Genomic DNA, 25321 nt, shown 5'->3' on the forward strand with positions numbered 1-25321 from the left:
GTTTCAAGTTGAAAACGCATGAAGGCTGCGGAGGCCGCAGCCCGCAGCTAAGACATCCACAGCGGCCGCGTCCGATCAGACGCGCGGAACTCCGGCTTCGTCGGTGATGATCATGTCCATTGGGATATCGTGCGGCTGTGGGTATATGGTCGTGACGCGGGCAGTGGCGAACCCCACACCGATCTTCCGCGGCATATGAGGCATGGCCGCCAAGGTACGGTCGAAGAAGCCTCCGCCATGACCGAGACGAAAGTTGGTTTGGTCGAAACCAACGATCGGTGCGATCACGATGTCCGGCAGCACGGCGGGACCGCCCGAAGGGACCAGGATGTTCCAAACGCCGCGCTCCAGCGGATCACCAGGCTTCCAAAGGCGAAACTCCAGCGGCGCGTCCTTCTCGATGACTACAGGCAGCGCGATGCGCCCCCCGCGCTCCATGACCCTTATCGCCCAATCGCGCAGGTCGGGCTCGCCCCGGAAAGGCTAGTAGCTGGAGACGATCTGCCCGCTAACCCCGCCAACTGCTTCATCAAGGTTCGCCGCCAGGCGAGCCGACCGGAGCGCCCGCTCGTCGGCGTTCAAAGCCATTCGCTCAGCGATCAGCCGGTGGCGCTCGGCCTTGCGCCAGCGCGAGACGTCGCTCCAAGAGTCGGCCCGAACCCGGTCCATCTGGAACTCAGGCAACGCAGCCGGGCGTTCGGTATCTGACGTAAGCCACTCCGAGTAAGCCTAATCAAGCCTGCAGCGCATGAAAGAGGAAGGCAAATGGTTTCCACGTCCCTCGGGTCACGCTCCCTCACGCGGGCGCCACAGGATTGGCCCGTACCGGATCGCGAACAGCAGGAAAGCGAAGGTCCAGACGCTGCCGCTGGCAATGATCACCGCTCCGTAAGCATCGGGAAGCATGGGAGCCAGGACTCGCAGCAGGGCTCCTAGGGACACTGCAGCATAGATCAGTGTGGTGATCCGATCGCTGGCGATCAGGCGTCCTGTATGGCCGAGGCTGGCGCGTGTCATGACCGACAGCGTCATGGTCCCGACAGCGCCAGCTGTCAGCGTGTGGATTGCCGCGTCAGCTGGAACCAGCCCGGGCCAGAGGATAGACGCACCGAGCATCGCCACCCCAGCTGCGAGCCAAAGGTAGCCGAGGTGAAGCACTGCAAGAATTGGTTCGCGCCAGGAGAGCCAGCCCTTCCAGCGCAGCAGACGTCCGATCAGGAAGGTCCCCGCTATCAACAGAAGCGCAGCCGCCCATACGGCCTGTGGTACGATGATCCAGGCGAGCACCCCACTGAGGGTTGTCGCTAGCGCTAGGCCGTCCAGAAATCCGAACGGAGCTGGCAAGGTTCTGCTTCCTTGCTTAACGAGCCAATTGCGGGTGAAGCTTGGAATGATCCGCCCTCCGATCAGCGCCATCAAAAGCGTGATTACGCCGAGCGCAAGCCGCACCGGGAGACCTGGTTCAAATATACCGTTGGCCTCTAGGTGGTGGAGGGCTCCTGCCAGCGCAAAAAAGGAAAGAAGTGCCGCAACTGGGATGTTGCGCAGGTTACGGCCGACGAGCACCTCGCGCCAGATCGCCAACGCCAAGCTGACGGGAAACAGCATATCGAGGGGCAGCGCCACCCATGGCGCGGCGACCGTCGCGCATGCAATCCGCCCGATGAGCCACAACAGCACCAGAACGGCCAAACGCGTTCCGCTCAAGGGAAGCCGTCCCGTCCAGTTCGGCACGGCCGTGAGCACAAATCCGGCGATCACTGCGGAAAGAAATCCGAACAGCATCTCATGCGCATGCCAAACGCTACCCGAAAAGGGTCCATGCAGGACATAGCCGCTTGCGTGAGCCCATACCCAGAATGGCACAATCAAGGCGGCGTAAAGCGCGCCAAGCAGAAAGAAGGGCCTGAAGCCGTAGCTCCAAACAGGTGCTCCGCCCAAAACGCGGCCCGCCCGTCGATACCGGTCTCCCCGGCCTTTCGCCGCCTCCGGGGCACGGTACGGTCGGGCGGATTCGGTGCGGAGCCGGACGAGCTGGAAAGGGAACTTTATCAAACGAGGTAACCCCCGGGTGGTTAAACGCCTGCGCGGAGCTCGGACGTGACAGTGTTTCTACAGGAACAGGGGCAGCCAAACCTTGTGCTGCCGCAAGGTTCAGCGATTCAGGGCGCTGGATGCTGGCGCGGCAAAGCGCTACTTGCGAGACATGTCACGCCTTGATCGCTCCCTTCTCCGTCCGTTTCCTCTGTTCCGCGGTCTTGCCGACGCAGATATGGAGGTGATCCTGGAGAGCGCGGCAACCCGCAGGGTGGCCAAGGGTGCCACCTTGTTCGAGCAAGCTGCTGAAGCAGATGAGTTTTTCTTCCTGCTGGACGGGCGCTTGAAGGTGATGAAGTTTACGTCCGATGGCGACCAGGTTCTGATCCGCTTTGTGGTCGCTGGCGAAGTCTGCGGCATGGCAGCCGCGATCGGAAGAAACACCTATCCTGCCACAGCCAAGGCGGCAGCCGATTGCGTCGTTTTGGCCTGGCCATCCACGATGTGGCTGCGACTTGTCGAGAAGGTACCTGCTCTCGGTGCTGGAGCAATGCGGGCCCTCGGCCAGAGGCTGGAGGAAGCTCATACCCGCATCACCGAACTGTCCACCGAAGAAGTTCAGCGCCGCCTCGCAAACGCGATTACCCGCCTCGCAGGACAGGCTGGTCGCAAAGTTGACAAGGGCATACTCATCGACTTCGCTGTCACACGACAGGATCTCGCTGAAATGACCGGAACGACACTGCACACGGTGAGCCGTATCATGAGTTGCTGGGAATCCAAGGGACTGCTGGAGGGCGACCGTCAGCACCTACTACTCCGCGAGCCTCACAAGCTGCTGATGATCGGCGAAGGAAGCTCGGCGGACGGCTGAGGACATGAGGGGCGAGGTGGTGCCAAGATCGCTATCTCAAGATCTGTCAGAAACGAGCGTGGGTCCACGTCATGCTCGCGGCAAGCCTCCGCGATCGTGTGCAGCCGACCGATGGCGCATCCAATGCAGCGCATCTTGTACCTGAGGAATACAGCGACGGTAGGTGGCCATTGGCGCATCACCTCGTCCACCAGCCTCTGATCATGAAGTTCTGACATCAACTTTCTCGCGCTCCGCCGCTCCCTGCTTGTTTGAGAGGGATAGCACCGTGGCGGCGGTCTTTCGTTGTGCCGGAACAAAAAAGCCGGGCCAGCAACAAAATCTTGACGGGTTGATCCAGCGCAAAGTCGCCTTCGCGAGTAAGGGCTACACAACGCGCAGATCGATCGGGAGAACAGGTGTCCCCGAGAGACGCAAGTTGCAAAAGGAAGATAAAATGAGATCCTTGATCCTTATGGCCGCTGCAGCAGCGCTGGCTTTCGCCGGCCCGGCCTTCGCCGCTGACCACCAGGTGAAGATGCTGAACAAGGGTGAAAAGGGCGCGATGGTGTTCGAGCCGGACTTCGTCCAGGCTGCCCCAGGCGACACGGTGACCTTCGTTATTGTTGACAAGGGACACAATGCCGAAAGCATCAAGGGCATGACGCCAGAAGGCGGCGAGCCGTTCAAGGGCAAGATCAACGAAGAGGTGAAGGTCACGCTCGATAAGGAAGGCATCTGGGGCGTGAAGTGCACGCCGCACTACGGGATGGGCATGGTCGCCGTGATCAAGGTCGGCGAAGCGGCCGTTCCTGAAGAAGCCCTGGCTGTGAAGCATCCTGGCAAGGCCAAGACCAAGATGGCCGAGCTACTGGCGCAGGCAGCCCAGTAACAAGCGGGGCTTCGGCCCCGCGTCCTTCCAATCCAGAAAGTGAATGAGACCATGGACAGCATCCAACATGCCGTGGACGGCGAACACGTCGACATTTCTCGGCGCAATCTCCTGCGGGGAACAGCCGGCCTCGCCGTCGCGGGTGCCGCTCTGGCCGCCGGCACGTCCTCGGCTGCAGCACAGCACAGCCATGGCGCACACGGCGCCAACGCAATGCCCTCGCCCGGCGGCAGCCTCAGCAACCGCATCTACCAGGTTGTGGACGGCCTGACGGATATCGGCAAGAACCCGACCGACATTCCGGGCCCCATCACACGCAAGCAGCCAGAAACTGTAAAGGTCGAGCTCGAGACGGTTGAACTGGAAGCACGGCTCGATGGCCGCACCACCTTCCGCTACTGGACCTTCAACGGCACCGTGCCGGGGCCCTTCGTTCGCGTGCGGGTCGGTGACATCGTCGAGGTGACGCTGAAGAACGCCGAAGACAGTTCCATGATGCACAATGTCGACTTCCATGCCGTGACCGGACCCGGAGGCGGTGCGGAAGCCACCACGGCAGCACCTGGCGAAACCAAAGGCTTCACTTTCAAAGCTCTGAATCCCGGCCTCTATGTCTACCATTGCGCTGTGCCGCCTGTCGCGATGCACATCGCCAACGGCATGTACGGCATGATCTTGGTGGAGCCCGAAGGAGGCCTGCCGCCTGTAGACCGCGAGTTCTACGTCATGCAGGGCGAGATCTACACGGAAGAAACCTTCGGTTCATCGGGCCTGCTAACCGAAAGCTACGAGAAGCTGCTGAACGAGCGGCCGGAATATTTCGTGCTCAACGGCCATGTCGGCGCGCTCACGGAGCACTTCCCGCTGAAGGCGAATGTAGGAGAGACTGTCCGCATATACTTCGGTGTTGGCGGACCGAACTTCACCTCTTCGTTCCATGTTATCGGTGAGATCTTCGACAAGGTCTATCAGCTTGGATCGGTGACTTCGCCACCGCTGACCGACGTGCAGACCGTCACGGTGCCGGCGGGCGGCGCCACGATCGTGGAGTTTAAGACCGAGGTACCCGGCCGCTATGTTCTGGTGGATCATGCCTTGTCGCGGGTGGAACGCGGGCTTGCGGGCTTCCTGATTGTGGAGGGCGAAGCGAACCACGAGATCTTCCACGCGTCCGAACAAGCGGAGTAGCGAGGTTTCCAGATACGCGGGAGAGGGCGGAACACGATCCCGCCCTTTTCGGTGGTTCGCAACCGTCGAGCTCTGCTGCTGGTTCAAACCGCAGAGCCACAAACGACAAGGACGAAATTTATGACGATGCTCAAGCTGGCGGCCGCCGCAGCGATGACCGCCGCGTTGATGGGGCAAGCGCTGGCGCATGTCTCAATCGAGCCCGCTGAAGCGCCTGCAGAGAGCACCTACAAGGGAGTGCTCAAGGTCGGCCACGGCTGTGAGGGTGCCGCAACTACCTCGATCCGGGTGCAGATACCCGAGGGCGTGATCGCGGTGAAGCCCATGCCCAAGGCAGGCTGGGAACTCTCCACCAAGGTCGAGTCATACAGCGAGCCTGTAAGATACTACGACCAGTCCCTCACTGAGGGCGTCCGGGAGATCGCCTGGACAGGAGGCAAGCTGCCCGACGACTGGTACGACGAGTTCGTGTTCCGGGCGCGGCTTCCGAAGGCTGAGCCGGGAACGGTAATACGCTTCCCGGTCGTGCAGGATTGTGAAGCCACCACTGTGCGCTGGATCGAGGTTCCGGCTGAAGGGCAGGATTCCCATGACCTCAAGGAGCCTGCGCCCGAGGTCACGATCACCCCTGCAGCACCGCACCACCATTGACCGCCTGCCAACTACCAGTGCGCTCTTCCGCATGGGCCATAATCCTTGCAATTGGAGCCATGATTTTGATGGCGTTGCTGCCATCGCCCGCTTTGGCGCACGCCGTTCTCGTCTCATCCGATCCTCTGGACGGCAGCAGCGTCCAGAGGATGCCCTCGGAGGTGGTCCTGAGGTTCAGTGAGCCTGTCGCTCCTGTCAAACTTCGCCTGGCGGGATCGGCTGAACCGCTGCCGGAGTTGCACGGCACGCAAACTGCCGACAACGGGATCCGGGTGCCGCTGCCGGATGACCTTGGGCAGGGCAGCTATGTCCTCAGCTACAACGTGACTTCCCTCGACGGCCACCCTGTCGCGGGCGCCATTTCCTTCGGGGTAGGGACAAGCGCTGCAATCGCTCCGGCGCAGGAAGCGGCTGGAGGCATCGACCTTCTTGCGGCCCTTGTCCGCGCGCTCCATTACGGGTCCTTGCTGGCCGCAACCGGAGGCGGCCTGTTCGTGCTGCTGGTGCTCAAGGGCGAACATGTTCCACGCGCGCTTCTGCGCGGGCTGCTGACCTTCGCTGCCCTTGCCGCGACAACACTCGTGCTACTGGTCGGGCTTAACGGACTGCAACTGACGGGACTGCCATTTCCCGGACTGCTTACAAGGGAACCATGGATCGCAGGTGCGGGGACCACGCTTCTGAGGAGCGCTATGGCGGGAGTTGCAGGACTGCTGTTGCTCGTGGTCGGTCTTTTGCAACGATTGTCCAGGTGGGACCGTCTTGTGGTCGGCGGCGGGAGCCTTCTGGCGCTTGCATCGCTTCCCTTGACTGGCCACGCGGCCATTGCTCCGCCTGCTTCGATCGCCGCTCCTGCGGTCTACATCCATGGCGTGGCCGCAGCCTTCTGGACGGGATCTCTGTGGCCGTTGTGGATCATGCTTCCCAGGATGTCGCCCGTGGACGGCGTCCGGATGGTCGACCGGTTCTCGAGCTTGGCGATTGGGCTAGTGGTGGTCCTGATCCTTGCCGGATCCCTTTTGAGCTTTCTTCAGATGGGCAGTCCGGACGCAGTTTTCACCACCCCTTACGGCTGGACCTGGGCACTGAAGATTTGCCTCGTACTCCCCCTGCTGGGGCTGGCTGCGCTCAACAGGCAGGTGCTCCTGCCGAACCTCGCAAGAAGGGGCCCACTCCTCCTTCGACGCAGCCTTGTCGCCGAGACAGTCCTGATCGCCGCGATCATCATGGCCACGTCGATGCTCGGCCAGACCCCGCCGCCGCGGGCCTTCGCAGGCGGACAGGCATCGGCGGGACCGACTGAGGCGGCCCCCACCCGCTATGAAGCGCGGTCAGGTCAGCGGAACCTGGCGTTGATGATCCACCCGGGGGCGCTGGGGCAGAACCACGTGTCGGCCCAGCTTTCTGATGCGGATGGGAAGGCGCTAGCTGTGCAGGAAGTCACGACCGCGTGGTCCCTTCCGTCGTCCGGAATCGAAGCGCTGGAGCGTCCTCTGGCTAAATCCCCGGAGGGAGAGGTCTCAGGAACGGTCGACCTGCCGCTCGGCGGCGATTGGGTGGTTCAGGTCGAGGTTCTCGTCAGCGATTTCGAGAAGGCGGTGTTTCGGCTGGAGGTCCAGATTGCCGCGCATTGATCGCCAGCCGACGCTAGCGCGTCAGCATGATCGTGAGGAGCAAGGAGGAATCCTGGAGGCCTTCAACCGAGTGGACTTGATCGCCTTCTAGGAAGATCCAGCAGCCGGCAGCGAGTTCCAGGCTTCTGCCCTCCGTCCTGATCTCCACGCGACCTTCCAGGCAATGGAGCGTGAGTTCCCCGGGCACCTTGTGTGCGGGGAGCACCGCCCCTTCTGGTAAGATGAGGCGAATGGCCTCGAAAGAGGCAGTCTTGACGATCGCATGAGTTTTCGATCCGCGAAGCGCGTCGCCTAGCGGCGATACGTCTACGACCTCCATGGCTTTAGCATGCTTGAGTGCCATAGTTTCCTCCGGAAGCGAAGCCTTGCAGCCGCCTCGAATGCCATCCTGTCTCCGTCAGATGCGTCTTCGCAGCAGCCGCGATCTGCACCCTGTCCGATACACGAGAGCTGCAGCAAAGCGCCGAGGCGGTATACGGAATGAGGACGGGACGATAGAGTTCCCGCTTAGGCTGCCGCTTCCGAACCATGCCCAGCAGCAGGCGGGCCGTTCCAGGTCCAGCACCCGCTCTGACTAGCGGACGAGGGTGTCTTTGCTGCAGAAGTGGCATGTCACTTTATAGATCGGATGACAGGAAACTCTACGCCAGATTGGGGAGTAAGCAGAACGGCTGCGTTTGCGGGTCATTCGCCTGCAACCCGACGGTTAGCTACCGGCCCAGGAAGGTTGCCGGAATTTTCCTGTTGCAGCGTGTGTAGGCAGATGCAAACGGCTGTACTTGGCTGGGATACGCACTGGCAGGCTTCGGCAGGCGACGCTGCGAAAGCTGCTGGCCCAGCGAACTTACACGGCAACGTATCAAGGAAGCAGTCAAGATCCTGAATCTCTTCTCTCTGCATCTGCGTTAGAAGTCTGTGGCAAGATGCGGGGTACTGCTGCGAGGATGATTAGGACGATCACTGTCGATAAGATGGCCGTGGCTTCCAATCCGAGTCCCGCAATCACACCGATCCCGGCTGTCGCCCAAATACTAGCAGCCGTAGTCAAGCCCTCGACTTGATGATGCGCAGTCCGCACAATTATAGCGCCAGCGCCTAGGAAGCCGATCCCCTGTACGATGCCCTGCAGCACGCGCGACATATCTTCGATAGGCATGCCACTCTGCAAGGGACCCAAGACAAAAAATCGCTGCACCGACAGCGACGAGCATATGGGTCCGCACCCCAGCACTTCGCCCCTTGCTTTCACATTCGTATCCAAGGGCTCCGCCAAGTACTGCCGCAATCACCAGGCGCAACGTGGTACGAGTAATGGCAGACAAATCTGGAACGTCCGAAAATTCATCAACGAGGGTCAACCAGATTTCGTGTCCCGAAACAGTTTCCTCTTGCCCATCCTCTGATTGTGGTTAAGGCGCATGCCAGACAAACACTTGATTGGCAATTCGAACGACGAACCACCTGTGATCGGCTTCGCCATGGCCGAGATGCTGAGGTACTCCGCGAGCGCTGACAACCACATTAGGACATCCGTGCATGATCTCCATTCTTGAAGTCAGCCCCGCGTCAATGGCCGATGAATACGTGTTGCTCGGCACGTGGTTCGCGCAGGTTTGACCGATCCATTGCGTGCTGGACTGGCGGTCGCCAGTGTCTTGCCGCTTGCGGCGTTGCTCATTCCGCGGTCTCCCTTGCTTCTCATGGCCGTGATCGTGATATTTCTGGTTGGTTTCTGGGCATCGGAGACTTGAGAGACCTCGTTCGCCGTCAAGGACGGCCGCCGTATCGTCATAGACGAGGTGGCCGGCTATCTCGCGGGAGTGATGGTCTTAGGACGTACAAGCTGGCTTGCCACGGGCGGCTTCGCCATACTTATCCTGGCCTTGACCGCTTTAAGCCCTGGCCTTTCACTTGGTTGAAAACTTCTCCGGCGGCCTCGGCATCATGCTCGACGATCTGGCCGTTGCAATTGCGGTGGGGTTCGCCATTGTCCTGGCGGCGGCGGTTCGTGAACGCTTGGTAAAGAAGCCAATCGCCTCCTGATGTTCACTTATCGCGAAACGAGCGATGCGCGAACAACACGTTGTCGCAGCTTTTTTCAAAGCATGTGAGACACTGAACCGCCGACCAGGGGTCGCAAGCTGCCGCAGGCCAGAATGGCGTGATCTGGGCGATGGGGTGGACACCCCCGACGGCATCGATGTGCCAGAAAGGAGTGTTTCAACCATTGAAGAGGAGGCATCCATGTCTGAGGTTACTACGATCGGTCTGGATATCGCGAAGAATGTGTTTCATGCGCACGGTGCCGATGAGGGTGGCCGGGGCTTGTTTCCGAAGCACCTGACGCGGGCCAAGCTGCAGGCCTTCAGCGCCACGCAGCGCGCTGCACCGTGGCGTTGAAGGCTTGCGGTGGCGCGCATCACTGGGCTCGGGAACGGACCAGGCTGGGCCATGAGGTCCGGCTTATCCCGCCTGCTTATGTGAAGCCGTTTGTGAAGCGGCAAAAGAACCGCGCGGTGGATGCCGAAGCGATCTGCGAGGCAGCGCAGCGTCCGATCATGCGCTTCGTGGCCGTGAAGAGCGAGGAGCAGCAGGCATCCGCGCTCGTGTTCCGAGCCCGCGACCTCCTGGTTCGCCAGCGCACCCAGCTCATCGCTGCCGTCCGCGGTAACCTGTCCGAGTATGGCTGGGTCGCACCGAAAGGCCCAACCTACGTCTCGATGCTCTGTGATCTTCTCGATGATGAGTTGGGGGCATGTTAGCCCTGCAGCGGCGGTCTCAATGTTCCACGTCACGCTCGACCTCCTGACCGATCTCGATGAGCGCATCACCGCTCTGGACAACGAAATCATCCAGCGCGAGGCAAGGAAGCCGTAAGCGCCGTAATCGGACTTGTTGATCGTGTTCTTGAAGCCGAAGCTCAGCAGACTGAGAGGCTCGAGGACCTCGCTGAGGCACATCGCTGCTGCAGCGCCTCGGCCTCACCGTAGTTCACGGGTGCCATACGCTCAGAACGCTGGATCGCAGGGCCGTGGGCATCAACCAGGTTGCAAGCAGTGTTAAGGACACCAACGTGTGTGAAGCCTTGAGGGAAATTCCCCAACTGCCTTTGGTCGACCGGATCATACTCCTCCGCAAGCAGCCCCAGGTCATTGCGAAGCGCCAACAGCCGCGTGAACAGCGCGTTCGCCTCATCCATACGGCCGAGCATAACGTAAACGTCGGCGAGCCAGAACGAACAGGCCAGAAAGGCGCCCTCGCGACCGCCGACCCCGTCGTCCACCTCTTCCGTGACGTAGCGGAGTACGAAGCCATCGTGCATCAGTTCCCGTTCGATCGCCGCGACCGTCCCCCTGACGCGCGGATCGTCGGGGGGCAGGAAGCCAACCTGGGGGATGAGCAGCAGTGCAGCGTCAAGGCTGTCGCTTCCGTAAGACTGAACGAAGCTGTTCTTTCCTGCGTTGAAACCATGCTCGAGAATGTCAGCTCGGATCTCGTCACGGACGGCCCGCCAATGATCGGTCGGGCCTTCAAGCCCAAACCGCTCGCAGGCCTTGACGGCCCGATCGAACGCGACCCAGCACATCAGCCTTGAATGGGTGAAAGCGCGCGCAGGACCGCGCACTTCCCATATGCCGTGGTCTGGTTCGCGCCAGACCTTTTCCACGTGGCCAAGCAGGGATTTCTGAAACTGCCAGGCCTCACCGTGCGGGCTGAGCTCGGCCTCGCGGGCGGCGTGAAGAACGTCCATCAGTTCGCCATAGACATCAAGCTGGCTTTGCCCGGCCGCTCCGTTCCCCACGCGGACGGGCGGGCTACCTTCGTAGCCCGGTAGCCACGGCACTTCTATCTCCGGCAGCCAGCGCTCGCCCGAGATCCCGTACATGATGTGCAACTGCTCCGGATGGCCGGCAGCGGCACGCAGCAGCCATTCGCGCCATGCCTCAGCCTCCTCCCGGTAGCCGCCGTTCAGGAGGGCATAGAGCGTCAGGGTGGAATCCCGGATCCAGCAGAAGCGGTAGTCCCAGTTGCGGGTGCCTCCGATGGCTTCCGGCAGCGACGTGGTCGGCGCAGCGACGATGCCGCCGGTGGGCTGGAAGGTCAGGAGCTTCAAGGTGATCAGCGAGCGCAGCACCGCCTCTCGCCATGGGCCCTTCGGGTCAAACCTGCAACGGCCGGACCATTCGCGCCACCAGGAAACGGTTCTGTTGAGGCTTTCTGTGCGGTCAGCCACAAAATGCGGCGTCTTGTGCGAACGGTGGTAGGACAACGTGAACGGAACGGTCTCGCCTTCGCTCACCTCGAAGGATGCAAGCGTCGTCATGTTCTGCCCTGAAAGGGGCAGGTCGGTATGAAGCTCGACCGCATCAGGGCCGCAGATCGCGCTCAACCCATAGTCTCGACGGCGCACCCAAGGGGTGGCTTCGCCGTAATTGAAGCGAAGGATCAGCTCCATCTTCATGTCAATCCTGCCGCGCACGCCGCTCACGATGCGAACGACGTCGATCTTCTCCTCGTCCTCGGTCAGCGGCATGAAGTCGGTCAGGGTGGCTGCGCCGTCCTTTGTCTCGAAACGGGTCTCTATGACGGCCGTTCCCGGCAGGTACCGCCGCGTTATGCGGCAGTCCTCTTTCTCGGGCGAAATCTGCCACCGTCCATGCTCCGGCCCACCAAGGAGAGCCGCAAAGCACGCGGCGGAATCAAAACGGGGAAGGCATAGCCAGTCGATCGAACCGTCGCGGGAAACAAGTGCCGCCGACATCATGTTGCCGATCAAACCGTAGTCTTCGATGGGCCGAGATCTCGTGGCCGAGCTCAGGGGAGAACGAATGGTGCTCATGGTCAGCCAGCGCCTCTGAATGCAGGATAAAGGCTCATGCCTCCGTCAATGACCAGGCTCGTCCCGGTGACGTAGTCCGATGCGTCCGAGGCAAGCCAGGCGACGGTGCGGCCGATATCCTCCGGTTCCCCTAATCGACCGTAGGGGATGAGACTGAGGAGGTCCTCCATCTCTGCCTGGGTGTCCCGGCTGGCGGCGTTGATCGGCGTTCGGATTGCGCCCGGTGCAACCGAATTGACCCGGATCTTCATAGGCGCGAGTTCCTGCGCCATCGATTTCATCAGGAGCATCATGCCACCCTTGGAGGCAGCGTAGTTCGCCTGAAAGGCCCAGGGGATAAATTCATGCACTGAGCTCGTGAACACGATCTTGCCAGCGGCCAGGGACAGGTTCGGCTGAGGTCCTCGGCGGAGGAATTCACGTGCGGCCGCTCTGGCGCTGAGGAAGGCGCCGGTCAGGTTGACATCGATTACCGCCTGCCACTGGCTCAGGCTCATCTCGTGGATAGGCGCAGGCCGCTCGATGCCCGCATTGGCAACCATGATGTCCAGCCCGCCGAAGAGCCGGAGGGTTTCTCGCACCATCGCGTCGACCTGCTCTTCTTTCGAAACATCGGCGCCGAGGGCTGCCGCGACTCCTCCGTCGGCTTTGATTTCAGCGACGACCGCCGCCGCCTTCTCCATAGACCCTGCCGTGGGAGGATGGTTGACCAGCACAGAAGCGCCCGCCTTCGCCAGTGCTTTTGCGGCCGCGTGTCCGATGCCGGACGAAGCGCCGGTCACGATCGCGACCTGCCCGACAAGAGAGTGAGGATCTCGTGACGAAGGTCGTGTTGCTTCGGAAGGACTAGCGTGCGCGGTATCGGATCTACTCATCCCGCTGAACTAGGGCGAACGACAATCCTGGCAATTTGTGCGCAATGCATTGGAGCTAATTAGCTCAACACTATTGAGCATTGTTCGCGCCCTGTCCTCAGCTAAGGATATTCTCGTTGTTCCCCGGGGATGAAACTCCGTGAAGTCATGCATGCTGCCCCGAACCCACCGTGCTTTGGTCGAGCCACGATGGAGTGCCGCTCTCCAGCCGAAAATCAAGTACCTCGCGTGGAGTGAGTTTGCCGACGACGATCAAGATCTTCTTGAATCCGATGCAACAAAGAAGTTGCTGCCGATCGGCAATTCTATTCGTTTGATCCAAGGCAGGCGTCGGCTCATTCTACTTCCAGAATGTTCCAAACGCTGAGGTGTGAGGATGCTATACGCCAAGGACATCATGAGCGGTGCAGTTCTATCAATCGGCCCGAACGCCACGATCCTGGAGGCGGCCAAGCTGATGATCGACGAGAAGATCAGCGCGGTTCCGGTTATCGACGGTAGCGTGTTGGTGGGGATACTGAGCGAGGGAGACCTAATCCATAGGGCGGAGATCGGAACCGCAGAACATCGTCACTCCTGGTGGTTCCGGCTGTTCCAAGACAGCGGCGTCCTAGCGGAGGAATATGCTCGTTCGCATTCGCGTCACGTGTTCGATGTGATGACCCGGCATGTGCACACGGTTGCTGAACTGACCCCCATAACGGATGTCGCCGAAGTCCTCGATCGCAACCGGATAAAGCGCGTCCCGGTCCTTAGGGACCGATCCGTGATCGGAATCGTGAGCAGGGCAGACTTGATGAAGGCGATCGTTGCCGCGGCAAGCGTGGAGGCGCCGCTGTCCCAGGAAGGGGACGACGACACCATATGTACAAGGTTGCAGGAAGAGTTGCGTGGCCAGCCTTGGGCTAGCGTCAATGGAGCACGCATTGAGGTGAAGAGCGGGTTTGTCACCCTGAAGGGTGCCATCAGCTGCGAAGACGAACGTAAAGCAACGCGCGTTCTGGCAGAAAGCGTCTCCGGTGTAAGAGGCATCGATGATCAGCGCATCATCATCGATCATCCGGCCATGCTGTTTTGAAGGATGGCACGTTCTCATCTTAGGATCACCTGAGGAACTGCCTTATCACTCGGGATGACTGTACACGCCGTCGTGAGCCGACACCACGCAGCCACCGCCACCGTAGACGATGGACTTCGGAGGTGGGCTCGGGCACCACGGCACCACCACTGGGTATAGCTGTTGCGGAACGGATTCGCCGCGCTCCCGTTGCCGATTCCTGGACAATCCTTTCTTCTCCGTCGGTCACTCGACCCGCTCGATCGAGGATTTTGTTGCATTGCTCAGGGCCGGAAGCGTCGATTCCGTCGTCGACATCCGCACGGTGCCCCGCTCACGCACGAACCCCCAGTACAACACCGACACGATTGCCAATCATCTTGCGCCTTATCAGATTGGCTACACGCACCTTGCCGAGCTCGGCGGCCTGCGCAAGAAGCGCAAGGCGGATCAGGATGACACCAACGCCTTCTGGACCAACCAGAGCTTCCGCAACTACGCCGACTACGCCATGTCCCAATCCTTTCAGGAGGGACTGGAGCGACTTATCCGGCTCGGTCGAGAGCGCCGGGTTGCCATGATGTGCTCGGAAGCCGTGTGGTGGCGCTGCCATCGACGCCTCGTCGCTGATTATCTGCTCGCACGCGGCGAGGCGGTGTTCCACCTGATGGGCGGAGCCCGGGTCGAACCCGCCACCCTTACTTTAGGTGCCCGGCCGCACCCCGACGGCACGATCGGCTATCCTTCCGCCTGAGGATCCAGGTGTCAGCTGAGCCTTTCCGAGGCTGCGAGAGCTCATGGACGGGGGAATCAGGCTCCTCCCGACAACAGGCGCTAGTCAGTGACGATCATATCCATGGGAACGTCGTGGGGCTGGGGGTATATTGTCGGAATTCGCGCGCTGGCAAAGCCGATGCCGATCCTGCGCGGCATGCGGGGCATGGACGCCAAGGTGCGGTCGAAGAAGCCTCCACCATGGCCAAGACGATAGTTCGCCGCGTCGAAGCCAACAACCGGTGCGATCACGATGTCCGGCAGCACGGCTGGACCATGTGACGGTACGAGGATGTTCCACACGCCACGCTCCAGGGGATCTCCGGGGACCCAGATGCGAAACTCCAGCGGCGCGTCCTTCTTGATGACCAAAGGCAGCGCGATACGTCCGCCGCGCTCTATGACCCTGATCGCCCAGTTGCGCAGGTCCGGCTCACCGCGGAACGGCCAGTAGCTCGAGACGATTTGCTCGCTTACTTCGCCTATAGCTTCGTCGAGTCTATCCGCCAGGCGGCTCGATCGAAGCGTTCGCTCGTCCGCCTCCACGGCCATGCGCTCCGCAATGAGTCGCCGGCGCTCCGCCTTGCGCCAGCGAGACACATTATTCCAGGTGTCGGCCCGAACCATTTCCTGCCGGAAGCCCGGTTCCAGTTCATGCAGGAAACAGGGTGGGGAGGCGTATTCATGAACATCGGAGCCTTCAGGATCAGACATGGCGCACCTCAAAGGGACTGCCACAAACTTGCAGCCACCTTTGAGGGAAGGCAAACGGAATTAGATGCACTAAAGGTGCAAGATTATTGCAGCGAGAGGGGGTGCAATGGACATCGATCGCGCGCGCACTTTTCTTGAGATCGTCCATACGGGAAACTTCCTGAAGGCCGCTGACCGCCTCCACGTAACGCAAACAACGGTTAGCGCCCGTATTCGGACGCTGGAGGAGGAGCTGGGTCAGCGGCTGTTCGTGCGTAATCGAAGTGGCGCCACGCTAACTGCCGCAGGCCGCGAGTTCGAACGCTTCGCTCAATCCTTCGTTCAGATCTGGGAGCGGGCGCGCCAGCAGCTTTCCGTCCCGGCCGGGCGCACCAGCATGATCACTCTCGGCGCGGAGCTCAGCCTTTGGAATCCACTGATGCTCGACTGGCTTGTTTGGATGAAGAAGGAGCAGCCGAAGATTGCCCTGCGCGCCCACGTGGGTGTCCCGGATCAGCTCCTCGAACAGTTGCGGACAGGTGTGCTGGACATCGCAGTCCTTTATGCGCCCAAGCTGCTGCCCGGCTTCAAGATTGAACTTGTCGAGGAGGAGCAGTTGGTGCTCGTTCGCTCTCCTCCAGCGGAGAAAAGAGGTGAAATCGATTACGTGCATGTCGACTGGGGTTCCCAGCCCGGTGTGCCGCGCGACTATGGCTCGGCGTTCACGGGTGCGGGTGTGGCTGTGAACCTGGGTCCTCTGGCGCTAGGCTATATCCTTCGTGTCGGAGGCAGTGGCTACTTCCGGCGTGGTGCCGTTGCGCCCCACATTGCGTCCGGCGAGCTGCAGAAGGTGGGCGGAGCGCCCGAGTTCACGTATCCAGCCTACGCGATCTATGCGGAAGCAGCCGAAGAACGAGACGACGTCCAGCACGCGCTGCGGGGCCTGAAGCAAGTCGAGCGCTGACGGACATTGGCTCCACGGGTCTGGGTTCAACAGCGCGCGGTCACGAGCGTGCGGCTTTTCTGCCGTTTGGCTTGCCGCTGGCAGCTGCATTCGTCTCTCGTAAGGCGGTACTGCACAAGACGGCCGAGCCTTTGAGGCCGCCGCCAGCGTCCATGCTCCCGTTCTCGCTAGAGCCGCCTCGCACGTCAGCGGGATAGCCCAGGCCTGTTCAAGATGGCGAGGGCCTCTGACGCAAGTTGACGCGTCAGCTCGCCAGCCGGCATCTCGCGCCCGAGGCGGGCTGCCTGTCCTGCCCAAAGGGACATGAAGTCTCCGGACCCCTGCTTTTCCGTTGCCGCGCGGAGCGGCGCCAGCGCTCCACCCGCGAGAGGGAACGCAGGCGCTTCAGGAGCCATTGGGCCGACCTCACGCATGACGCGGTTCACGATGCCGCGGGCCGGCCTCCCCGTGAAAACGTTGGTCAGGGCGGTCTCTTCCGCGTGCTCGCTGCGGAGCGCAGCGCGATGTGGGGCCGCGACCCGGGCTTCAGGCGTAAACAGGTAAGCGGTGCCGATCTGCACGGCTGCGGCGCCCAAAATCAACGCCGCAGCGATACCGCGCGCGTCGGTGATCCCGCCCGCCGCTATGACGGGTAAGCTGACAGCGTCCACCACCTGCGGAACAAGCGCGAAAGTGCCCACCTGCTTGGAAATGTCTTCGCTGAGGAAGTTTCCTCGATGTCCCCCGGCCTCGAAGCCCTGCGCGATGATTGCATCGCAGCCATGTTGCTCCAGCCAGCGCGCCTCCGTCACCGTGGTTGCGGAAGAGAGGATCTTCGCTCCAGTCGCCCGGACCCGCTCGAGCAGCCGCGGCTCCGGAAGGCCGAAGTGGAAGCTCACCACCTCAGGCCGAAACTCTTCCACCAGATCACAGAGCTGATCGTCAAAAGGAGTGCGGTTGGAGGTTGGGACGGGGACATCAGGATCCAGCCCCGCTTCCAGATAGTAGGTCCTGAGCCGCTGACGCCAGCGGGCTTCTCGCTCTGGGTCGATCGCCCGCGGGATGTGGCAGAAGAAGTTTACGTTGATCGGTCGGCTGGTCTGCTGGCGGATGATCGAGAGTTCCCTGCGCACGTCAGCGGGGGACATGGTTGCGCAGGGAAGGGAGCCCAGGCCCCCAGCCTCAGCCACAGCCACTACCATGTCCGAAAACACTGGGCCCGCCATGGGCGCCTGGACCAGGGGAAATTCAATGCCGAGCAGGTCGAGCATTCGTCCGTCAAGCCATGACATCGCGCACTCTCTTTGTTTCGCGGAACAGCGACAGCGAAGTCTATTGCCAGGTCGGCCAAAAGAACAGACGAAAAGAAGCTGCCGGAAGGTCCCGCGACCGCGAACGTTGCTTCTCCTTCAGGCCAGCATGGCGGGCAGCGATAGGACGATCAGGGCTGCCATAGGGAGGTTGAACATCCGCACCGCCACTCTCGAGCGCCCCAGCAGGTTGCCTACGACGCTGAAGCCAGTTGGAGCGACGGTGGTGGGAAGGGATATGATCGTGAATACGGCAGCCTTCAGACGGCGCAGGATGCCCGGCTGCGTCGCAAGGAGGCAGTTCAGGCCGCGGGTGTGAGCACGATTTAGTACACGCGGACGGAGCAGGGCCGCGCGGCCTCCGTGTCATCTGACACTCTGTCGGGATGGGCCCGCGCCCTCAGGCTGGGGAGGCCGAGCCGGTTCATCTTTTCCGGCTGGGCAGGTCGCTATGACCCGTCGCGGCCATCCACATCCCGAAGTAAGGCGCTCCTGAAACGGCTTCGGCAAGTCTTGGAAGCGTTCGCCGTGCCAGCTTACGTGATGGTTCGTTTTTGGAACGTGAAGGCAGCTAATGCATATATGGGCCAGAAGACGCAAACCTCCTGCACTACGTGTTCATCGACAGTAATGCACGCGCGCTGATTTCAGAATGGGAAACAAGAGCGCGACAGAAGCGCATCTACTGGAATGACCGCTCCACAGTAAGTGAGGTTGGCCGCGTCTTTCAGCGATGGGGCAACCACCAGCGCGGCATTGTAGATTAAGCCATGCACGACGACTGGTCCGGCCACACGGTCGATGCCCCATCCTGATCATGCCTGGCTCGCAGCGACTTTATCACGGCCTGGCTGAACCGATGCCCAATTGGAACCGAGCTGCGAAGCTTTCGTGGCCTGGTTATCCTGCCCGCGGAGGCACCAGAACAATTAGCGATTTAGCAGGGAAGGCTGGTGGTTCCGTTCAGCTGATGCGTTTTCCCGAGAAGTTGGCCACAGGTTGTCGCGCCGCCTGCGCTTCCTGTCCCAGCGCCTGCCAGACAGAGTGATGCTGCTGTCTCGAAAACTCATCTCGGCGGAGACGCACGACCTCTTAGCCGGAGACGTCGCTTCCGAAGTTCAGGCGGCCTCGGCGACGCGGCTCCCGGTTCGGAAGCTACCAAGCAAATGAAAGCGATCTGCTAACCGCGATTGCGGGGAGGCACCGATCGTTCTCGCTGATCGATTTCATCATACCCGGGGATCAGGTAAGCGACAGTACGCACGGGGGAACATCTGTGATTGGATCGCGCGGCATCGGCTACGCCTGTCTTGTAGCTACCGCTATCGGCTGGGGCCTGAACTGGCCTTGGATGAAGATCCTCCTCCAAGAGTGGCCGCCGCTGTTCTCCCGCGGGCTTGCTGGAACGATTGCCGCTGCCCTTCTTGCGCTGGTGGCGGTTAAGCGCGGGGAGCGCCTCGCCATTGCGCGACCGACACTCCCTTCGCTGCTCTTCGGGTCCTTCACCAACGTTTTCGCCTGGATGGGCTTTTCGACAGTCGCCATGCAATGGCTCACCGTCAGCGAGGCATCTCTCGTCGTGTATACGATGCCTCTTTGGACAACGCTGCTCGCCTGGCTTCTTGTTGGCGCGAAGCCAACCGCAAGGGAGCTCCTCGGTCTGGGACTGGGGTTCCTCGGGATTGGTGTCCTGCTTGGCGGACAGGGCCTGGCTGTCGGAACCGACAAGCTGCTAGGCTATGGCTTGGCAGTGGGAGCCGCGGTGCTCTTTGCCCTCGGCAGCGTGCTCCGCCCACGAGGCGATGTGATACCCCCGTTCACCCTCGTGGCATGGCAGGTCGGAGTGGCTTGTTCAGTGATGATGTTGATCGGGATCGTGTTCGAGGGGCCTGACCTGACACAGCTGTCGTTCGCTGGAGGACTGGCCATGGGATACATGACCGTGATCGCGATGGGTCTGTGCTATCTGACCTGGTTCGAGACAAGGCGCCGCCTGCCTGCTTCCACGGCTGCGACGGGTATGCTCCTGGTTCCAATCGTCGGTATCGTGGCCGCTGCCGCCATGCTCGGCGAACACCTGGGACCACGAGAGACTTTGGCGATGGGGCTTACTCTTGGCGGGGTTGCCCTGGCCGTTGCACGGTGAGTGCTACCGTGCTCCTCCAGATCACGAAGCAGGAAGAACCGGAGGTCTCATGCGATCGCCTGTCCATCTCAACGCCATGCGCGCCTTCGAAGCCAGCGCTCGTCACGGAAGCTTCTCTGGCGCTGGCAAGGAGCTCAACGTCACCGCCGCCGCGGTCGGGCAGATGGTACGCAGCCTTGAGGAGTGGCTGCAGATGCCGGTTGATCCGTCGACGATCCAGATCGAGATCCCGAGCTTCGGCGGTGACGGTGGTGGAATCCCGCACTTCGAGTTGCCGCCGCTAGGTGGATAGCGTTCTGTCCGATGCCTGTCGACGCGTTAATCATCGAGCTTGTGGGTGGAGCCAACCAAGATCGTTGCGGAGGACGAGGCTTCGACGAGTGAGGCAGCCTCGAACCAGATCTGGTTCGGTGACTTCCGGAGGGATACGTCGTCGATGATGCCTGGTTCCCGAGAAGCTTGTCAAGGGTTCGCGGTTTCAAGCCGAACTCCCGCGCGGCGCTGCGGCAGCTGCTAGCGATCGTAAAGTTCGATACTGACCCCCTTCGGATCTGTTTGAAATTGCTGACCTTCTGGATAGGACGATATTCCACGCCCAAAGTCAGGTACCTGCCACATCCAAAAGTTGTGTATTTGGATGTCGCCAAGCGGGCTGACGGAGCTCTGAAGGTTAGAAGCCGCTGCGTCTCGCGCAGGCAGTATCGTGTGATCGACAGAAGTAATCGGCCGTGTGCCGCCCACCGGCGCGGGCGAGGAGAGCCCAAGGGCATCCGGAGCGGCATCCGCTCCTTGCCCGGCCGCCCCGACCATCAGGACGAGGGGCGGCGTAGACGAAGACTTTCCAGTCGACCGTCAGCGGTCGCTCCTGATAAGTCTCACCCGCTGAAGCGGTTGCTGGCGCTTTCTGCGGCATCGACTCCCGCTTCAAGTCCAGAAGCGTCCAGTACTCCGCAGGGGCGGGGATGCCGCGTCTCCACTCGATGGGCGCGTACGCATCAGGCTGCGTGAACTGCGCCTCTTTCTCGTTCTCCAGGAACGCGTGCGTCGAGGCCCACAGGACTATCCAAGAAGGTTTTCAGCCACCCGTGCGAACACCCTGGCCCCGATCGGAATCAGGTCGTCGGGAAAGTCGTAGTCCGGGTTGTGCAGGGATGGGTGATCCTCACCGGCTCCCAGGAAGAACATCGCCGACTTCGCGCTGCGGCGGTAGAGGCCGAAATCTTCCGATGCCCGCATCGGGAGGGCATCTTCGCTGTGTCGGATGCCTTCCTCCTCAAGCGCCCGTCGAAGGTGCTCGACCGCTTCCGGTGCATTGACGCTGGCGACGAAGACTTCGTGGTATTCGATTCCGTGCGCCAGGCCGTGCTCCGTAGCAATGTCGGCCGCCAGAGCTTCGGCCGCCTGACAAAGCTCGGCCATGTTGTCGTCGAGCCGGGTGCGCAACGAAGCCCACACCTCGGCATAGCCGGGAGCGACACCGTAGACGGCTTCGCCCATGCAAGCATGGGATACGGTCACCATTCGGAAGTCGTCGTCTTGGAAGGTCATCCGTCCGAGCATCGGCAGTCGCGGCATCAGCTGGCTGATTGCTGGCATCGGCGACACGCCCGTTTCTGGCATGGAAGAATGAGCGGTCTTGCCTGTCAGCTTGATGCGCATGCCCCGCGACGCGCAGTTCACGGTTCCAGCCTTCAGCCTGACTTCGCCGAAGGGAACACCCGGAAGATTGTGCAGGGAAAATGCGAAGTCGGGCGCAATCTCCCGGTATCGAGGATCGTTGACGATGCCGACAGCGCCATCGCCGCTTTCCTCGGCTGGCTGGAACATCAGGATCACGCGGCCCGTCGCAGGTCTCCTGCGCCCGAACTGGCGCGCAAGCGCTGCCAGGATCGTGGTATGGCCATCGTGGCCGCACATATGCGACTTGCCCGGTACAAGCGATGCATGCGGCACGCCGGAAAGTTCGTAAATGGAAAGTGCGTCGAGTTCGGATCTGAACAGCACGGCCAAGCCGGGCTTCCCGCTGTCGTAGATCATCGCCACGCCATGACCTCCCATTCCGGTCAGAATGCGGTCCGGATCTGTATCCTGGAGGAACGCGACCACTTCCGCGGCAGTCTTCTCTTCTTCGTTCGAGGTTTCCGGATGCTGATGGAGCTTGCGCCGCCATGCAGTCAGTTCGATCAGGTCATGGTTGGTCAGGGTCAAGGTCAAGCTCTCCAGCAGTTGATACCGCAGCCATGATCGGGTTCCGAAACGGTTTTCGGAAGCCCGGTGTTCCGGAAAGGGCTGCACCGCTTCGTGATCGGGTGAACGGAGCTTGAGTGAACCTTGTACTTACGGTTCCCTGTCGTCCCGCGTCCTGGCGCATCATCTGGCCGGATGCCTACCTCGCTTCGACGAGACGTTTTCCTGCCAGTCCCTGAAGTCCCGCAGGGCCCGCCTGAAGTCGGATTTCTTCGCGCACGGTAAGCCCTCCCGGCTCATCGCTTCTTCCAAAGCCAAGGCTTCCGCGCCACGGCATCGAAGATCGCGTCCCCCTAGAAGCTGCCAGGCCTGCTTCGCTCGCCATTTGACATTGGCCACTACCTGCGGTCTCTTCCCCGTCTTGGCAAGCCATTGGCCGAAATTGCCCGGAACCTCCGGAGAGCTTTCGCCGAAGTGCCTCTTCAGTATCTCGGAGCCGAGGATGCGCGCCAGCGGCGGCGGGACCGCGTTGGCGATCATCTGGTCTACGTCCCGGCTCAGGCTGCCGGACCAGTCCCAAGATACCGGAAAACCCTGGATGAGCGAGACATCCGACTGCGTGAGAACGTAGGCGGTCGATGCGGGACTGGGATCGCCGTGATGCGGCTTGTCGAGGTAAGACTGTCGGGGCTTCTCGCGTGAAGTGCGGACGATCGCGGGAGCACTCTCGTCTAGGCTCCAGACGCCGCGGCCGTCGAAGAAAGGCCGCATGTAGATCGCCTGGGCCTCGGCGAAGTTCGAGTCGTTAGGATGAGGTTCGTAGCTCCTGGGCTGCGGGCGGCGCGCGTTCCTGACGGTCGGTCCGGGGCCATCGACCGACCAGACGCCACGGCGGTCGGCAGCGCGCGGGTGGCTGTAAAAGTGGTCGCCGATACTGCTGCCGAACAGGGCCCGAAGCGGCATGGGTTCGGGAGCGGCGGCATTGCGGATGGAAGCATCCATGAAGTTGTCGCGCTCGCCCCGACGACCGATCACGATGAAGCGCTTCCGTTTCTGCGGCACTCCATAGAACGAGGCATCGAGGACCATCTCCGACATCCCGTAACCTGCTCTCGAGAGCATAGCGCGTGCGTCTTTCCAGGCATCGGAGTTCCGCGCACGCGACACGTTCTCCATGATGAACCACTCCGGTCCTATGCATGACACGTAGCAGGCGAAGATGCGGGTATGGTTCGCCCGGTCTCCCTCGGCTCGCGGACCGGCCGAAGAGAAATCCTGGCATGGAGGTCCACCTGCCACGAGATCGGGCCTGAGGGCGACCAATTGCGAGATCATTGTCGCCATGTTGGTCAGGTCGGCAGCGACCGCGTGATAACCGATATTCCGGTTATAGGCCGCAACGGCCGCGGCGCTATGGTCATAGGCCCTCAGGATCTCGAACCCGGCCTCGGCGAGACCCAGCGACATACCGCCCGCGCCGGAGTAAAGTTCCACCGCTGCCAAGCCGCGTCCGGATTGTGTCGGTGGCGGTGCCTTTGAAAAGGCATCGGCAACTTCCAGATACAAGTGATTCTGCCGCCCGTTGATGCGGCGACGGGGATGACATGACTTGGTTAAGGAAGCTATAGCCGACCATATGGACATGACGCTAGGTAATGGAGTGCTTCGCCCTTTATCGTCGGATGAAACTATTGTGCTGTCGTGACGACTTCTATTCGGAAGTCTGACGGCCGATGTCGTTCGATGCTTCGGGACCTGTTTGCACGGCCCTGCAAGTCTCCGGTACTACGTATTCTGCGCGGAAGCGCTGCTGCACATGCCGCTTCAGCATCGACGCGCTTCAGTCAACCTATAATGGCCGCTCGGGGGGAGCGTCGGCAGCCAGAGGAGCTGATATGGTTCCCGCGCAGGTCAGAGGTCTTCGGGTTCCGCAAACGGGGAGAGTGGAGCCAGCGTAGGCAGGACAGTGGGATCTCCCTCGTCTTCATCGCCACCATCCCGCACGTGTGACATCGGCCCACGAAGTCGTCATCGTTCGCACCCAGCACGTCGCCGTCGCAGTGCTGGCAGTTCGCGCGTTGAACCGCGAAGTCACATCCGCACATGATGCAGGCGATGGACTTTCCTGAAGGACCGAGACAGGCGGTCGCGCACTCCGGCTTGTTCAATCCTGCGTAACGCGTGTCGCCCGCATCCACGCACTCGTGGCATGGAAAGCGCCTGCGCATTTTCCTGCGGCCGAAGAGGCGCTTGAATTCTCCGTTGGTGAAGAAATCGACATCGGCGGGCCACTCATGCAGTACCTCCATATGTGTCGACGTGTATTTGCCGTCGTGCAGCCAGGCCCGGCGCGTTCCGCCGAAGTCCAGGCGATCCGCCAGCCACCTCCTGGGCGGCAGCGCGTTCGCGATCTGCCTCTTCTGGAGGTCGGGCGTTCCGGCGAACTTCCAGTCGTCGGGAAAGCCTTGAAGCCGCGCGCCCATCTCGACCGTCAGCCGGAAGTGTCCTTTGTGGCCCGGCATCGGCGGTTCCTCGGCAAGCACGGTCGAGTCGATGTCGGCGACCTCCCACTCCTCTTTCTGGTAGATGGACGCGAACCCGAGCTTGTTGGATGTGGATGCCGCTCCGATGACCGTTGGCGATACGATGGAAGCCTTATTCGCCCAGGCCTCCGTTCCTTCCCAGCGGTTCCTGGCCACGATGTCGCGCAGCGCTTCTCCCAAGGTCAGGCGATCGGCCTCCGCAGAGGGCACGGGCGGCATCCGGAAACGTTCGAGAAGGCCGTCACGGAAGCCGACGAGCGCAACGCGGAGATGCCGTTGAGCAAGCCCGTAGTCGTAAGCCCGAATCGTCAGCAGCCTGCTGTCGTAGCCGAGGTCGTTGAAGCGGTCGTACACAGCTCGGCGCGGTAGGCCGTGTTGCCGACCGGTCCGAATCCTTCAACGTTTTCACTTCCGAGGGAGGATGCCGAGCGGAAAGGCGTCATCTTGGTATCCCATGGTTTCCGTGGACGTGCGACTCACGCGGCCCGGATCCGCATCCCATCCGGATCTGAACAGGTGCTCCGTGCAGGCCCGCCGCGACCGCTGCCTGCTTCAGGTGGGTCGGGTCACATGAGTTCTTGCGAGCAGATTCTCCTGGGACGTTCCAAGAAGCGTCGCGCGGGCAGTCGATGCGGCCGCGGCCGAATCAGGCAGGCGGCGCCGGTGCTTTATTAAGATCTGACGCCGTAGCCCTTCCG

23 protein-coding genes and 2 pseudogenes are annotated in these 25321 nt (G+C 61.5%); 13 read left to right on the forward strand and 12 right to left on the reverse strand.

The annotated features are described in order from the left end of the window. Positions 1-75: 75 nt before the first annotated feature. Both J5Y06_RS05170 and J5Y06_RS05175 read right to left on the reverse strand, forming a co-directional pair. Positions 76-669: pseudogene (locus J5Y06_RS05170) on the reverse strand (5-formyltetrahydrofolate cyclo-ligase). 117 nt (positions 670-786) lie between these two features. Then, complete coding sequence (locus tag J5Y06_RS05175) at positions 787-1941, reverse strand: NnrS family protein (RefSeq protein ID WP_245247566.1); 1155 nt, start codon at positions 1939-1941, stop codon at positions 787-789. Positions 1942-2206: 265 nt separating this feature from the next. Between J5Y06_RS05175 and J5Y06_RS05180 the strand changes: the two genes are divergently transcribed. Beyond that, positions 2207-2911: a Crp/Fnr family transcriptional regulator gene (locus tag J5Y06_RS05180; RefSeq protein WP_209333974.1), complete on the forward strand. Its 705-nt coding sequence runs from the start codon at positions 2207-2209 to the stop codon at positions 2909-2911. Here the strand turns inward: J5Y06_RS05180 and J5Y06_RS05185 are convergent. After that, a complete protein-coding gene (locus tag J5Y06_RS05185; RefSeq protein ID WP_209333975.1) occupies positions 2866-3129 on the reverse strand; it encodes a DUF1858 domain-containing protein in 264 nt (87 codons plus the stop codon). The genes J5Y06_RS05180 and J5Y06_RS05185 overlap by 46 nt on opposite strands. Before the next feature lie 218 nt (positions 3130-3347). Between J5Y06_RS05185 and J5Y06_RS05190 the strand changes: the two genes are divergently transcribed. From J5Y06_RS05190 to J5Y06_RS05205, 4 genes are all read left to right on the forward strand, one after another. Next, positions 3348-3782: a pseudoazurin gene (locus tag J5Y06_RS05190; protein WP_209333976.1), complete on the forward strand. Its 435-nt coding sequence runs from the start codon at positions 3348-3350 to the stop codon at positions 3780-3782. A gap of 51 nt (positions 3783-3833) precedes the next feature. Then, positions 3834-4970, forward strand: coding sequence for a copper-containing nitrite reductase (nirK, locus tag J5Y06_RS05195; protein WP_209333977.1), 1137 nt, complete (start codon positions 3834-3836; stop codon positions 4968-4970). Between the two features lie 120 nt (positions 4971-5090). Continuing rightward, the gene (locus J5Y06_RS05200) at positions 5091-5621 is read left to right on the forward strand and encodes a YcnI family copper-binding membrane protein (RefSeq protein WP_245247567.1); all 531 of its coding nucleotides are present in this window, start codon (positions 5091-5093) and stop codon (positions 5619-5621) included. Positions 5622-5689: 68 nt separating this feature from the next. Then, positions 5690-7255, forward strand: a complete 1566-nt coding sequence (locus tag J5Y06_RS05205) for a copper resistance CopC/CopD family protein (protein WP_209333978.1) — start codon at positions 5690-5692, stop codon at positions 7253-7255. Positions 7256-7268: 13 nt separating this feature from the next. On the opposite strand, the gene J5Y06_RS05210 is transcribed toward J5Y06_RS05205, so the two are convergent. Next, on the reverse strand, positions 7269-7598 hold the full coding sequence (locus tag J5Y06_RS05210; RefSeq protein ID WP_209333979.1) for a cupin domain-containing protein: 330 nt from the start codon (positions 7596-7598) through the stop codon (positions 7269-7271). Positions 7599-8126: 528 nt separating this feature from the next. Beyond that, positions 8127-8544: pseudogene (locus tag J5Y06_RS23535) on the reverse strand (MgtC/SapB family protein). A 622-nt stretch (positions 8545-9166) separates the two neighbouring features. Here J5Y06_RS23535 and J5Y06_RS23255 point away from each other — a divergent pair. The 3 genes from J5Y06_RS23255 (at position 9167) to J5Y06_RS23545 (ending at position 10017) form a co-directional block, all read left to right on the forward strand. After that, positions 9167-9298 carry a hypothetical protein gene (locus J5Y06_RS23255; RefSeq protein WP_280818995.1) on the forward strand — a complete coding sequence of 44 codons (132 nt, stop codon included), beginning with the start codon at positions 9167-9169 and terminating at the stop codon, positions 9296-9298. A gap of 201 nt (positions 9299-9499) precedes the next feature. After that, positions 9500-9655, forward strand: coding sequence for a hypothetical protein (locus tag J5Y06_RS23540; RefSeq protein WP_209333980.1), 156 nt, complete (start codon positions 9500-9502; stop codon positions 9653-9655). 92 nt (positions 9656-9747) lie between these two features. Further along, positions 9748-10017 carry a transposase gene (locus J5Y06_RS23545; protein WP_209333981.1) on the forward strand — a complete coding sequence of 90 codons (270 nt, stop codon included), beginning with the start codon at positions 9748-9750 and terminating at the stop codon, positions 10015-10017. Between the two features lie 158 nt (positions 10018-10175). Here J5Y06_RS23545 and J5Y06_RS05230 read toward each other — a convergent pair whose 3' ends face one another. Further along, entirely contained in the window at positions 10176-12095 is a 1920-nt protein-coding gene (locus J5Y06_RS05230) for a glycoside hydrolase family 15 protein (protein WP_209333982.1), read from the reverse strand. Positions 12096-12097: 2 nt separating this feature from the next. Then, positions 12098-12877 (reverse strand): glucose 1-dehydrogenase, encoded by a 780-nt coding sequence (locus J5Y06_RS05235; RefSeq protein ID WP_342453369.1) that lies wholly within the window; start codon positions 12875-12877, stop codon positions 12098-12100. Between the two features lie 490 nt (positions 12878-13367). Here J5Y06_RS05235 and J5Y06_RS05240 point away from each other — a divergent pair, with 490 nt between their 5' ends. Both J5Y06_RS05240 and J5Y06_RS05245 read left to right on the forward strand, forming a co-directional pair. Beyond that, positions 13368-14048: a CBS domain-containing protein gene (locus J5Y06_RS05240; protein WP_245247673.1), complete on the forward strand. Its 681-nt coding sequence runs from the start codon at positions 13368-13370 to the stop codon at positions 14046-14048. Between the two features lie 199 nt (positions 14049-14247). Continuing rightward, positions 14248-14781, forward strand: a complete 534-nt coding sequence (locus tag J5Y06_RS05245) for a DUF488 domain-containing protein (protein WP_209334395.1) — start codon at positions 14248-14250, stop codon at positions 14779-14781. Positions 14782-14861: 80 nt separating this feature from the next. Here J5Y06_RS05245 and J5Y06_RS05250 read toward each other — a convergent pair whose 3' ends face one another. Then, positions 14862-15515, reverse strand: a complete 654-nt coding sequence (locus J5Y06_RS05250; protein WP_209333985.1) for a 5-formyltetrahydrofolate cyclo-ligase — start codon at positions 15513-15515, stop codon at positions 14862-14864. Positions 15516-15621: 106 nt separating this feature from the next. Here J5Y06_RS05250 and J5Y06_RS05255 point away from each other — a divergent pair, with 106 nt between their 5' ends. Next, positions 15622-16458: a LysR family transcriptional regulator gene (locus tag J5Y06_RS05255; protein WP_209333986.1), complete on the forward strand. Its 837-nt coding sequence runs from the start codon at positions 15622-15624 to the stop codon at positions 16456-16458. Positions 16459-16643: 185 nt separating this feature from the next. Here the strand turns inward: J5Y06_RS05255 and J5Y06_RS05260 are convergent, their stop codons facing one another. Further along, a complete protein-coding gene (locus tag J5Y06_RS05260) occupies positions 16644-17729 on the reverse strand; it encodes an NAD(P)H-dependent flavin oxidoreductase (protein ID WP_209333987.1) in 1086 nt (361 codons plus the stop codon). Positions 17730-19023: 1294 nt separating this feature from the next. On the opposite strand from J5Y06_RS05260, the gene J5Y06_RS05265 reads away from it, so the two are divergent. Both J5Y06_RS05265 and J5Y06_RS23550 read left to right on the forward strand, forming a co-directional pair. Further along, positions 19024-19893 (forward strand): DMT family transporter, encoded by an 870-nt coding sequence (locus J5Y06_RS05265; protein WP_209333988.1) that lies wholly within the window; start codon positions 19024-19026, stop codon positions 19891-19893. 49 nt (positions 19894-19942) lie between these two features. Then, positions 19943-20185: a LysR family transcriptional regulator gene (locus tag J5Y06_RS23550; RefSeq protein ID WP_385930716.1), complete on the forward strand. Its 243-nt coding sequence runs from the start codon at positions 19943-19945 to the stop codon at positions 20183-20185. A 767-nt stretch (positions 20186-20952) separates the two neighbouring features. Here the strand turns inward: J5Y06_RS23550 and J5Y06_RS05275 are convergent. The 3 genes from J5Y06_RS05275 to J5Y06_RS05285 all read right to left on the reverse strand — a co-directional run bounded on the left by J5Y06_RS05275 (position 20953) and on the right by J5Y06_RS05285 (position 24977). Next, a complete protein-coding gene (locus tag J5Y06_RS05275; RefSeq protein ID WP_209333989.1) occupies positions 20953-22101 on the reverse strand; it encodes an amidohydrolase in 1149 nt (382 codons plus the stop codon). Between the two features lie 162 nt (positions 22102-22263). Beyond that, the gene (locus J5Y06_RS05280) at positions 22264-23646 is read right to left on the reverse strand and encodes a DNA cytosine methyltransferase (RefSeq protein WP_209333990.1); all 1383 of its coding nucleotides are present in this window, start codon (positions 23644-23646) and stop codon (positions 22264-22266) included. Between the two features lie 278 nt (positions 23647-23924). Next, a complete protein-coding gene (locus J5Y06_RS05285; protein ID WP_209333991.1) occupies positions 23925-24977 on the reverse strand; it encodes a DNA cytosine methyltransferase in 1053 nt (350 codons plus the stop codon). Positions 24978-25321 lie beyond the last annotated feature (344 nt).

Origin of the sequence: Tianweitania sediminis, from assembly GCF_017813335.1 — a bacterium.
GTDB lineage: Bacteria > Pseudomonadota > Alphaproteobacteria > Rhizobiales > Rhizobiaceae > Tianweitania > Tianweitania sediminis.

Coding starts and splice junctions, on each gene's coding strand:
- J5Y06_RS05250 (WP_209333985.1), bottom strand. CDS start 15,515: ATGTCTGATCCTGAAGGCTCCGATGTTCATGAATACGCCTCCCCACCC.
- J5Y06_RS05210 (WP_209333979.1), bottom strand. CDS start 7,598: ATGGCACTCAAGCATGCTAAAGCCATGGAGGTCGTAGACGTATCGCCG.
- J5Y06_RS05260 (WP_209333987.1), bottom strand. CDS start 17,729: ATGTCATGGCTTGACGGACGAATGCTCGACCTGCTCGGCATTGAATTT.
- J5Y06_RS05185 (WP_209333975.1), bottom strand. CDS start 3,129: ATGTCAGAACTTCATGATCAGAGGCTGGTGGACGAGGTGATGCGCCAA.
- J5Y06_RS05255 (WP_209333986.1), top strand. CDS start 15,622: ATGGACATCGATCGCGCGCGCACTTTTCTTGAGATCGTCCATACGGGA.
- J5Y06_RS05230 (WP_209333982.1), bottom strand. CDS start 12,095: ATGAGCACCATTCGTTCTCCCCTGAGCTCGGCCACGAGATCTCGGCCC.
- J5Y06_RS05200 (WP_245247567.1), top strand. CDS start 5,091: ATGACGATGCTCAAGCTGGCGGCCGCCGCAGCGATGACCGCCGCGTTG.
- J5Y06_RS05180 (WP_209333974.1), top strand. CDS start 2,207: ATGTCACGCCTTGATCGCTCCCTTCTCCGTCCGTTTCCTCTGTTCCGC.
- J5Y06_RS23540 (WP_209333980.1), top strand. CDS start 9,500: ATGTCTGAGGTTACTACGATCGGTCTGGATATCGCGAAGAATGTGTTT.
- J5Y06_RS05205 (WP_209333978.1), top strand. CDS start 5,690: ATGGCGTTGCTGCCATCGCCCGCTTTGGCGCACGCCGTTCTCGTCTCA.
- J5Y06_RS05190 (WP_209333976.1), top strand. CDS start 3,348: ATGAGATCCTTGATCCTTATGGCCGCTGCAGCAGCGCTGGCTTTCGCC.
- J5Y06_RS23550 (WP_385930716.1), top strand. CDS start 19,943: ATGCGATCGCCTGTCCATCTCAACGCCATGCGCGCCTTCGAAGCCAGC.
- J5Y06_RS05240 (WP_245247673.1), top strand. CDS start 13,368: ATGAGCGGTGCAGTTCTATCAATCGGCCCGAACGCCACGATCCTGGAG.
- nirK (WP_209333977.1), top strand. CDS start 3,834: ATGGACAGCATCCAACATGCCGTGGACGGCGAACACGTCGACATTTCT.